General features: G+C 59.3%; 8 protein-coding genes and 1 pseudogene. 5 read left to right on the forward strand and 4 right to left on the reverse strand.

All coding sequences use genetic code 11. From position 1 onward, the window contains the following. Window positions 1-64 precede the first annotated feature (64 nt). From ACR0LF_RS21835 to ACR0LF_RS21850, 4 genes are all read right to left on the reverse strand, one after another. The gene (locus ACR0LF_RS21835; RefSeq protein WP_480583548.1) at window positions 65-1,063 is read right to left on the reverse strand and encodes a hypothetical protein; all 999 of its coding nucleotides are present in this window, start codon (window positions 1,061-1,063) and stop codon (window positions 65-67) included. Further along, window positions 1,056-4,769, reverse strand: coding sequence for a hypothetical protein (locus ACR0LF_RS21840; RefSeq protein WP_480583545.1), 3,714 nt, complete (start codon window positions 4,767-4,769; stop codon window positions 1,056-1,058). Before ACR0LF_RS21840 ends, ACR0LF_RS21835 begins: the two co-directional genes overlap by 8 nt. A gap of 261 nt (window positions 4,770-5,030) precedes the next feature. Further along, on the reverse strand, window positions 5,031-5,876 hold the full coding sequence (locus ACR0LF_RS21845; RefSeq protein WP_480583542.1) for a Rossmann-like and DUF2520 domain-containing protein: 846 nt from the start codon (window positions 5,874-5,876) through the stop codon (window positions 5,031-5,033). 26 nt (window positions 5,877-5,902) lie between these two features. Next, a complete protein-coding gene (locus ACR0LF_RS21850; RefSeq protein WP_480583539.1) occupies window positions 5,903-6,532 on the reverse strand; it encodes a response regulator transcription factor in 630 nt (209 codons plus the stop codon). Between the two features lie 220 nt (window positions 6,533-6,752). Between ACR0LF_RS21850 and ACR0LF_RS21855 the strand changes: the two genes are divergently transcribed. The 5 genes and pseudogenes from ACR0LF_RS21855 to glyA form a co-directional block, all read left to right on the forward strand. Further along, the gene (locus ACR0LF_RS21855) at window positions 6,753-7,994 is read left to right on the forward strand and encodes a pyridoxal-phosphate-dependent aminotransferase family protein (protein WP_480583537.1); all 1,242 of its coding nucleotides are present in this window, start codon (window positions 6,753-6,755) and stop codon (window positions 7,992-7,994) included. Window positions 7,995-8,021: 27 nt separating this feature from the next. Continuing rightward, window positions 8,022-9,218 (forward strand): malate--CoA ligase subunit beta, encoded by a 1,197-nt coding sequence (locus ACR0LF_RS21860; protein ID WP_480583534.1) that lies wholly within the window; start codon window positions 8,022-8,024, stop codon window positions 9,216-9,218. Then, entirely contained in the window at window positions 9,218-10,105 is an 888-nt protein-coding gene (gene sucD, locus ACR0LF_RS21865) for a succinate--CoA ligase subunit alpha (protein ID WP_480583532.1), read from the forward strand. Before ACR0LF_RS21860 ends, sucD begins: the two co-directional genes overlap by 1 nt. Then, window positions 10,105-11,076, forward strand: a complete 972-nt coding sequence (locus ACR0LF_RS21870) for a 2-hydroxyacid dehydrogenase (protein WP_480583529.1) — start codon at window positions 10,105-10,107, stop codon at window positions 11,074-11,076. The genes sucD and ACR0LF_RS21870 overlap by 1 nt, the downstream gene beginning before the upstream one ends. 68 nt (window positions 11,077-11,144) lie before the next feature. Further along, a pseudogene (glyA, locus tag ACR0LF_RS21875) lies at window positions 11,145-11,361 on the forward strand (serine hydroxymethyltransferase); the annotation flags it as partial.

An 11,361-nucleotide genomic window follows, 5' to 3' on the forward strand; every position in this document is an offset into this window, starting at 1 on the left:
GATTGCATTGAACCCTGTGAAGGGCCCTCTGCCAAATCACTTTCTTGCGTATCAATCGGCTTCGCTATGGTGTCGCGAACTCGTCTCCTGTCCAGACATTGTCCAGTTGATTGAACACCGGCGAGGTGATGAGCATCTCTGCAGGGTAAAGTAACTGCAATTCCTCAGCAAAGCGCGTCACTCCAGGCACAAGCCCCGTAATGTTGCGCCATGCGGCCCAGGTGCCCGGATCGGACAGGCTGTTGGGGTTGCCAGGAGGGGTGGCCTGATGCCAACCCGCCGCATTCAGCAATGGTGTCAGTGCAAAGCGCGCATCATTGGCGTCGACCTCGGAACAGGCAGCGGCATCACATTCCCAACTTGTCCAATCCGCAGCCGCAATGGTTCCGGCAATCGGAGCTGCAGGGTCGATGACCCGCGCCAGAACCTCGAACCCGCCACCTGCGGTTGGGCGGCTGAGCGACAGGGGGTCAGTGGCAACGGCGTGCAACGCGGCTGTTGGGGCCAGGCTGAGGGTTCGGCCAATCAGGGCCAACTGCGCATCACCGTCCGTTGCAGGCGCAGACCCTGCAGCTGGAAGGGTCCTGACAGGTGTCAAAATCGGAACTGCACCACCCCGGATCGTGATTTCTTGCAGCGCGTTGTCGAAGGCCGGAACAAAGTCACTGCGGATCGTGTAGCTCAACGGGAAGCTGGGCTGTTGCGGTCCGGCAGGACGGGCACCGTCACGGGTGATAAAGGACATCGGCGGAACAGCACCGGGCTGCGGTAGAGAAATTTGCGGCCCTGCAATGCCTAAAGCAGCCGCAATCATGCGCGAGCGCTGTTCAGCCTCCCCATATTCGCTCAGCAGATTGATGTAGCCGCCAATCTCGGTGATGTTGCGCGGCGCAGGGATACGGGACGGGGCCACGTCGCCTGCAATGGCCAACCTGTGGGCAATCACCTCTCGGGCGCGTTGAATCGCCGGAGAGTTGGTGGTCTCGAGGATATTGATAATGGCCTCGGCGAGGCTTTCATCGATACCGGGGTCGGGGGTTACATTCGTGCTGGTGTCAGTCATCGTCGTCCTCCGCGGGGGCGCTCAGGCCATTGAGGAAATCCAGAACCGATTGGCTGCCGGTCTTGGTTGCACTGCCATCATCAGCATCCGTGTTCGCCTTGGTGAAGGCTCCAAAGAGTTTGGCTAGAAGCAGCGTATTAGAGGGATTGGCCAGCGCAGCAGCACCGCCAGGGAAATCCTTGAACAGGTTTTGCACAAAGGCCGCCTGGTTGCCTTCCGGTTGCCCGCCGATCAGCGCGGAAACACCCGAAGCGTTCTTGGCAATGTCCTCAAACCCCTTGAGTTTTGCCGCATTGCTGGCATCGAACGCTTTCTTGTCGGCAGCGGCTTTCTTGGCCTCTTCCTCTTTGCGGGCCGCGGCGATCTCTTGCCCCTTGCCCGCAAGCTCGGTGGCTTTGCCGACAAGCTCTTTCGTCAGATCTGTCGCTGTATCGATGGCCTTGTCGCGACCGGCAGCAACCGATTGCGTTTCAAGCGCCAGTTGGGCCTGTAATTCCTTCAGGCCGGTCAGATCGGTTCCGGCCCGCGCAAGATCAGGCGCGGCCTTGAGGATTTCGGCCAGTTGCGACGTCGGCACAGCCTGGCCGGTGCCAATGTCGCCCCCTGCGATGGTCAGCGTGTTCGAAGGCTGATTGCTCGGCAGGTCTGACGGTGCACGGGTACCAAAGATGGCATCGCTGTCCGCGGGCAAGACCGGCGCATCACCCACTGGCGGCGGCGTCGGGCTGTCCTGCCAATTCCAGAAGCGGCGATGATCGATCATCTCGCAGGAATTGCAACGGCCCAGAACGGCCTCGCCCAACAGCCCCCGGGTCGGGAGCGAGATCGTGCGACGGGGTGGTCGGAAATCTTCCCGATGGAAGGCCAACAGACTGTCCTGAATGTCGCCGGTCCGCATCTCCATCCGGTCGGCCAGATCGGGCGGGATCGAGAACGGCATGATCATTGCATTGCCGTAGAATCCCAACACCTTGTTCTGAACTGTGCTGAGCAGTGATATCTCGCTGGAGGCATCATCCAACCCACCATCCGGTACACCGATCGTGAAACGTTCCAGCAGGATCGCGCGTTCTTCGTCCGTCATGCTGGCCCAGATCACGCGGGAATAACGAACTGTGTCGGCAACGATGTGCTGGTACATTTCTTCGATCCGTCGCAGATCACGGCGCGACAGCACGTCCGGCACCTCCCGCACGGAATAGGGCAGGGTGGCAGGCAGGGCCTGGAACGTATTGTCGTCAACGATGGTCTGGGCGTCTTCATTCATGCGCGCCTCAAACTCGCTGACCATCGGTGCGCCGACCAGATCGTCGAAGTTCGAACCCGAGATCGTCGTATGCAGGCTGCGGTTGATGTTGCGCGTGGCGCGATCCAGATCATCTGCGTCTTCGAGGTTCGAGATATGTTCCCAGATGTTGAAGATGTTGATCGGATCAGGGCCGGTATAGAAGGAATAAGCGAACGATCCTGTCCGCCTGCGCAGCTCGACGCGGGCAATATCCGACCGCTCAACCGAACGGGGCAATGCCACTGACCCGGTATAGGTCCGCCGTTTCGTCGGATCACGCCGCGCGTCAGCCAGCCGAACCAGCAGGTTTTCGCGTGTTTCTGCGGGAAGGTCATGCAAGTTGTCGATATCAATAGGCGATCCGGTCAGGGGCACCGGTCCGACGCGGTCACCATCCTGCGTGAAGATCACAGCCGAAATGTCGTCATTGGGCATAAAGGTGCCTTGCGCCTCGAAACTGACAATGTCCTGCGCGACACCCGGGGCGTTCTGCGGCGTCGCGTCCTTGTCGGCATAAAACTCCTCGAGTAGTTTCAGCGCCGTGTGGAATCTACGGCGGTTTCGGAACACGCGACGAAACACTTCCGCGTGGCGCAGGATCACTTTGTAACGGCTCAGCAATCCGGACCGGGTGACATTGCCGGGCAACTGGTCGCCTTGTCCCAACCGGCGAAAGCGGATGAGTTGCATGGGAACGAAGACCACCAACTGAACGCCTTCGATGCGCGTTTCCAAAGAGAAATCGCGCAGCACCTCGAACCACTGCATGGTCATCGCGTGGCAATGGTTGCGGTTGGCCACAAACTTGGTCGTCGCCGTTCGCCGGTCACTTGCCGTCGCCGTGCGCACACTGGTCCGGGCGGAACTGCGCTTGACCGAAGCGGCCCGTTCCAGCGCGGCCGAGAATGTCTCATGCGTATCCGACAGAAAGTCGCGAGACGTGTTTTGCGTGTTGGACGAACTGCCCGATGAGTTTGAACTGGAGCGTGCACCGCTGAAGCCGACCCCGCCAACTATGGCTCCGATGCCACCGAACAGGCCGCCACCAACGCCACCAGCGCCACCAAAACTCTTTGTCGAGGCTTTGGTCGAGAAAGAGGACGTACCCCGGATCACTTCGTCCAGTGCAGTTGAGAACGTGCTGTCGAAAGAGGTATCGCGGGCTTCTTCGAATTCCTGCTGCTCTTCAAAGGTCAGGCTTTCGCGTTCGCGCACGGTCAGGGTTTCGCGCTGTTCTGACACGACAATCCGCTGCTCCTCGCCCGGGGCAAGCGGCAGGGAATAGATCAGCCGACCCAAGGACATTCCCGCGTGAACAGCGGTCGAGCGCATCTTGGCGATATAGCCAAGCGCAAGACTGGACGCCTTGGGCACGTCCTGTGGGCGCGCCTCAAGATCTTCGAAAAAATCCTCGATATCAATGGGTTCGTCAATCGGTATCCGATCGCGGAAATCCCAGTCGCCGCCGTCGTTGTTGAAAGCGCTCAGCAGTGTTTCGGCTGACAGGTTGGCCTGGGCAAAAGTGCTGCCCGGTATTGTGGTGACAAAGCGTCCACCGCCAACAGGTCGGGTCCGGACAATGTTTTTCGGCCCGACAAGCGGATCAATCAGCCGGTAGAGAACCGAGTACCGGCGCCGCGAAACCGTGCCACCTTCGGTGCGGTATTCCGAGGCGCAATCACCTTCCCCCAACACGATAGGGGCCTGCGTGCCGGTGAAGTCAGATATGTTTTCCTCGGCATCCTCAGGATCTACGGGCAAGATATCCGCAAGCTCGGCAATGATGGAACGCTGCAAAGGGAGGAGGGTACGGTCCAGCACCACGAGCCCAAGTTCGCCGTCCAAGGCATCAATGCGCGGCACCGCCTCTATCAACGTGGCGTTCTGTCCACGGACCCGCAACCTCAGGCCGTTTTGCGGCAGACGCAGATTGGGCAGGTCAAGCGAGAACAGGCCCCGCGCGTCCGTAACGGCCGCTTTGACCGCCCAGGAAAACCCCGCATTGTCGATGCCTTCGTTGTCGGTGAAGGTGGGGCGCAACGCTTCAACGATCACCCGTTCGGCGGGGGTGCCATCGGGATTGATCAGTTCACCGCGCAGTCTCGGGGCGAGGGTAGGGACAACCGCGCCCAGAAAACCTCCGGCCAGATCCTTACGGATGGTCGCAAGCTGGCGAAAGACCGCACCCGTCGCCTGCACGCGTTGATCGACCAGATCGTTGATCACGTCGGCGGACAGGTCGATGCCGACACCACGGCGCAGCGCCTTGAGCTTGTCGGCTTCAACCCGCCTGAGATCATCAGTACTTTCAGCAGCGAAACCGGCAGCGCCGGAGATTTCCGCCGAGATTGTGGGATTTGGTCGCGAGGTCGGAAGGGACAGCGTTATGCGCGGGGGCTCGCTGTTGGAATCGGACATGAAGTCACCTCATTGGAAAGCGCTGCAAAAAACCGAGTGACTGGGTAAAATCTTCAAACCTAGAAAGTTGACCTAACGTAACATGTATGAGGGATTCGCGAAAGAAACGCCCGGGTAAGCCTTGTTCCGCGACGCGTTTCGAACGCATTCCTAGCCGAGAAAACCCGCGAACGATCTAATTGGTCGTCGGCGCGATACCAGCCTTCCAATTCCAATGCGTACGCAGCTTCTTTTGAAGCTGCGCGGCAAATGATCTGACGTTTATTGCGTGGACCCAGTCGCTTTAAGCTTCCGCGCAAGCGCGCTTATTTGCATATAGATTTCACCAGCATCTGGGTGCCAAGCCGCCACATCGCCACCCTGTTTGGTCACGACCTCTTCGTCTCCTCTCGCCGCTGGCCCGGTCAGAGCACCTTGTGGGCCAAGAAGGTCGACGTTTTCGATTGTGCTGCTTAGCAAACCTGCGTTGAGTTTGCGGGCAATCTCGTCCGTCACACCAGCTTCTGCCCAGGCTTCGCGGGCGATGGCCTGCATGACAACGGTGAAGTTATTCGATATCACTGCGGCCGCATGATACAGGCTTTTGCTTTCGGACCTTATGGGAAAACATGTGGTGCCCAGCGCTTCAAGAAGCGGCTGAATAAACGCTATGGCTTCATCATCGCCTTCCAGGCCGCATAATGCCTCTTTGAACTGATCTGCAGCGGCCAGAGGGTCCGCGAAGGACATCACCGGATGGACGCTGGCCAGTTGCCAGTTGAGAGTCCGCAATGCGGCCAATTGCTGGGCAGGAAAGTACCCGCTGCAATGGAACGCGATCGGAGTCCTAACGTGCGGTTCGCGATCCCTGAAAGCTTCTTCCAACTCACCCGCTACATTACCGATTTGCGTGTCGGGAACCGAAATAACCCAAAGGTCGGCAGGCCGCATATCGGAGTAACTGCCAGCAGTACGCCCTGCCCGTGACAGTTGGGCCGCCTCATCTGCCGATTGAGATGATGTGCTCAGAACATCCTGGATCGAGCAGCGTGCAACCCCATCTAGAAGGCTGACCAGAGTTTTGCCAACCCGTCCTGCGCCGACGACATTTATTCTGATTTCAGGCATGCCCGGTCATCCTAATCGTTTTCGTCCTAGTCTCCGGCCCGCTGAGACGAATAGTAATACGCGATGGCTTGCGTTCTGTTCTTCACGTTCAGCTTCTCGTAGATATTCGACAGGTGAAACTTGACCGTGTTCGTGGATATCTGAAGCTCCTTGGACAGGTCCCTGTTGGACATCCCCTGCGCCAGAGCTTCCAGAATGGCGCGTTCCTTGCGCGACAGGCTTTCAATCGGGTCCTGTTTCATTTTCCGGACATCGATGAAAGGGAACACCATTTTACCCGCCGCGACTTCGGCGCAGGTTTCCAGCAGGGTTGCGACATCTCCTGAACGGGCGGCAAACCCGGCTGCTCCCGCTTGCATGGCCAATCGTGGGATATCTCCTGAGGTTTCGCCATAGACGACAAAACGCGGAGCATTGGCCTGATCGCGCAGAACCTCGATCAGTTTGGCGCCGCCCAAGGCCGGAAGCACCCAGTCCACTACGCCAACCTGAATGGGTACCCGCATCACGGCTCCCAGAAACCCTTCGGCCGTTGCTGATGTGGCTACTAACGAGAATCGGGGATCGCGTTCAAAAATTTCCGACATGGCGGACAGAACCAGCGGATTGCTGTCAGCAAGCATGATGTCGATGGGTTTGCCTGTTGTCTCAACCATATGAATTTGCCCTTGTTTTGGAAAATTCTACCCAAATGGGTAGGTTCTTCCACTGTATACCTTTGTATTTTTACCTAAATGGGTAGGTGTACACCCATACTTTTAGCCATCCAAAAGCAGTAGTAAGTTACGTTGCGCCCCTAGGCAAGTTCGCGTTTTCTGATCGGCATCTTAACACAGCGGGCCGCAATGCCCGTACAACTGCCAAGGATGTCAGCCGATGACCTTTCAGATTTTTCCTCCGCTCGAAATCCCCGAGACCCTCGCCGCAGGGCCGGGGCCGGGCAACACGGATGCGCGCGTCCTGAAAGCCTTCGCCGGTGCAGGCGTTGCCGACCATATGCAGGGCGATGTCCTCCGGGGCATGATCGAATGCAAGCACATGTTGCGGAAAATCTGGGGCACCCAGAACACCTATACCTTCGCGGTTGCAGGTACAGGCTGGAGCGCGCTGGACACCATGTTCTCGGCCGTCATGCCGGGTGACAAGGTTGTCGCTTTTACCAACGGCACATTTTCGGGAATCGATGGGCTGACCCTGCGGATCAAGGCAGCAACGCCCGAGGAGCACGCAGCCAACCCACAGAATCCGCAGGCGGCAAGCGTGACAGTGGTGGACATCGCGCACGGTCAACCGGTCACCGGCGACGTGGTCGAGGCCGCACTGGCAGAACATAAACCGAAATGGGCCTTCATGGCGCATTGGGAAACCGGCTCGGGCCGCATCAATGACCTGCGCGGCTTTTCGGATGCCTGTGAACGTCATGGCGCGATGGGTCTGATTGATGCTGTTTCGTCCCTCGGTGTCGACGATTTCTCGATTGACGACTACCCGGGCATCGCCGGGTGGGCATCCTGCCCGCAAAAAGGCCTGTGCTGCCTGCCGCTGACCTACGCACCGGTCAGCTTTACCGACGCCTATATCGCGTCACTGAAAGCAACCGGCGCATACACATACGTTCACAACCCGATCTTCGAGGCCCGCCACTGGGGCATCGTGGACGGTGCAGACGTCGAAAAGGGCACCTATCACCGAACCCATTCCGGTTACGCCGTCGCGGCCTTCCATGAATCCCTGCGTCTGACACTGCAGGAAGGGCTGATGAAACGGTCGCATTCCTATCGGACGCATGAAAAGGTTCTGCGTGACGCGGTAACGGCGATGGGATGCGAAGTCACTTCGGACATGCCCAGCCTTGTGGTGCTGAACCTGCCTGCAGAACTGGCAGGCCGCGAAATGGAACTGGTGCAGAACTGCCGGGCGCAGGGTTTTGGCATCTGGCCGACGCTCAGCGCACCTGTGCAGGTTCGCATCGGTATCCTCAACCAACTCAACCGCGAAGCCGTAAGCCGCATTGTTCGCCTGTTTGCCGAAGCCCTGCGCGAATTGGGCGGCACGGTGGATCACGACGCAATCGAGGCATTGCTGGAAAGCCGCTACGGCACCTCAATAGCCGCATAAATCGCTGCAAGATTAGGAGCAGATCAGATGGATATCCACGAATATCAGGCGAAAGAAATTCTTTCGAATTTCGGCGTCGATGTCCCTTCGGGAGCTTTGGCGTATAGCCCGGAACAGGCGGCCTATCGTGCCCGCGAACTGGGCGGCGACAAGTGGATCGTCAAGGCACAGGTCCACGCAGGTGGTCGCGGCAAGGCGGGCGGTGTCAAGCTGTGCGACACTGAAAGCGAGATTTACGAGGCGTGCGACGACATGTTCGGACGCAAGCTGGTCACGCATCAGACTGGCCCTGAAGGCAAGGGCATCTACCGCGTCTACGTCGAATCCGCCGTGCCGATCGACCGCGAGATCTATCTCGGCTTCGTGCTGGACCGTTCCAGCCAGCGCGTGATGATCGTTGCGTCGTCCGAAGGCGGAATGGAAATCGAAGAGATTTCCGCCGAACGTCCCGACAGCATCGTCCGCTCAATCGTCGAACCGGCTGTCGGTCTGCAGGAATTCCAGGCGCGTGAAATCGCGTTCCAATTGGGGCTGGAGCCGAAACTGGTTCAGCAAATGGTCCGCACATTGCAGGGCTGCTATGCCGCGTTCAGCGATCTGGACGCCACCATGGTCGAGATCAACCCGCTGGTCATTACCGCCGACGACCGGGTTGTGGCGCTGGACGCCAAGATGAGCTTTGACGACAACGCCCTGTTCCGTCACCCGCAGATCTCGGAACTGCGCGACAAAAGCCAGGAAGACCCTCGTGAAAGCCGCGCGGCGGACCGTGGCCTGTCCTATGTCGGCCTGGATGGCAACATCGGCTGCATCGTAAACGGTGCCGGTCTGGCCATGGCGACGATGGACACCATCAAACTGGCCGGTGGCGAGCCTGCCAACTTCCTGGATATCGGTGGCGGCGCATCGCCCGAACGCGTGACCAAAGCCTTCCGTCTGGTTCTGTCGGACCAGAACGTTCAGGCGATCCTGGTCAACATCTTCGCCGGTATCAACCGCTGTGACTGGGTGGCCGAAGGTGTCGTGCAGGCGCTGAAAGAGCTGGATATCGACATCCCCGTCGTCGTGCGTCTGGCCGGCACCAATGTCGAGGAAGGTCAGAAAATTCTTGCCAAATCGGGCCTGCCCATCATTCGCGCCACAACGCTGATGGAAGCCGCCGAACGCGCTGTTGGCGCATGGAAAAACGACCTGTCTCAAGGCACCAAAATGAGGGCTGTGTAATGAGCATTCTTCTCGATCGTGACTCGCGTGTCATCGTTCAGGGTATCACGGGCCGCATGGCGCGGTTCCACACCAAGGACATGCTGAACTACGGCACCAATGTCGTCGGCGGTGTAGTCCCCGGCAAAGGCGGTGAAACCGTCGAGGGCGTTCCGGTTTTCGACACGGTCAAACAGGCTGTCGAAGCAACCGGCGCGGATGCCAGCCTGGTGTTCGTTCCGCCGCCATTCGCTGCCGATTCCATCATGGAGGCCGCAGATGCCGGTATCCGTTACTGCGTCTGCATCACCGACGGTATCCCGGCGCAGGACATGATCCGGGTCAAGCGTTACATGTACCGCTATCCCAAGGACAAGCGCATGGTGCTGACCGGACCGAACTGCGCGGGCACCATCTCGCCCGGCAAGGCGCTGCTGGGGATCATGCCCGGCCATATCTACCTGCCCGGCAATGTCGGCATCATCGGCCGTTCGGGTACGCTGGGTTATGAGGCCGCCGCACAGCTGAAAGAGCGTGGCATCGGTGTTTCGACCAGCGTCGGCATCGGTGGTGACCCGATCAATGGTTCGTCCTTCAAGGACATCCTTCAGCGCTTTGAAGAGGATGAGGACACTCACATCATCGCGATGATCGGTGAGATCGGCGGCCCTCAGGAGGCGGAAGCTGCGGAATACATTCGCGACCACATCACCAAACCGGTGATTGCCTATGTTGCCGGTCTGACGGCCCCGAAAGGGCGCACCATGGGTCACGCGGGTGCGATCATCTCGGCCTTTGGCGAAAGCGCCAGCGAAAAGGTCGAAATCCTGTCCGCCGCCGGTGTGACTGTCGCCGAAAACCCGGCCGTCATCGGTGAGACAATTGCCCGAGTGATGGAGGCCGCGTGATGGTGAAACCCTCGGTCCTGGTTACCCGTCGTTGGCCTGCCGCCGTCGAGGCGCAACTGGCCGAGAACTATAACACCGTGCTAAATACCGGGGACATTCCGATGTCCCCGGCCGAATTCCGGCAAGCACTGAAATCCTATGACGCGGTTTTGCCGACAGTAACGGACTCGCTGAGCGCCGAAGCACTGGACGTGCCCGGCGCGCAGACCAAAATCCTTGCCAACTATGGTGTCGGATACAGCCACATCTGCGAACCTTCGGCGCGCGGTCTGGGCATGACCGTCACCAACACGCCCGATGTTCTGTCCGAGTGTACCGCCGACATCGCGATGACCCTGCTGCTGATGGTCGCCCGCCGCGCAGGTGAAGGCGAACGCGAGTTGCGCGCAGGTAACTGGACTGGCTGGCGGCCTACGCATCTGATCGGCACCAAGGTCAGCGGCAAGACGCTGGGCATCATCGGCTATGGCCGCATCGGTCAGGAAATGGCCCGCCGCGCCCATCACGGGTTCGGCATGGACGTACTGGTCTATAACCGCAGCGCGGTATCGCCCGACGTTCTGGCCCAATGCAATGCGAAACAGGTGGACTCCATCGACGAATTGCTGCCGCAGTGTGATTTTGTCTCGCTGCACTGCCCTGGCGGTGCTGCAAATCGCCACCTGATCAATGCGCGCAGGCTGGACCTGATGAAACCCGATGCGTTCCTGATCAACACCGCCCGCGGTGAGGTGATCGACGAACGGGCCCTGATCCAATCGCTGTCCTTCGATATGATCGGCGGGGCCGCGCTGGATGTGTTCGACGGCGAACCGCGTATCAATCCGGACCTGTTGCAGTGCGACAACCTCGTGATGCTGCCGCATCTGGGCAGCGCCACACGCGAATCGCGTGAGGCGATGGGATTCCGGGTTCTCGACAACCTGAGCGACTTTTTCGAAGGCCGCGAGCCTCGGGACCGCGTGATCTGAGACGCCAAAAATTGACTGACAATGCGGCCACGGCCGCGTTGAGCCCCTTTCTATAGGAGAGACAAGCTGTGAACGCCCCGCAACGAACAGACGGTTTTTTCACGCAATCCCTGTCGGATCGCGATCCTGAGCTTTTTGGCTCGATCACGTCGGAACTGGGCCGTCAGCGCGATGAGATCGAGCTGATCGCCTCCGAGAACATCGTCTCTGCCGCCGTGATGCAGGCGCAGGGTTCGGTGATGACCAACAAATACGCCGAAGGCTATCCCGGTCGTCGTTACTATG

It is taken from the genome of Ruegeria sp. E8, from assembly GCF_056533985.1.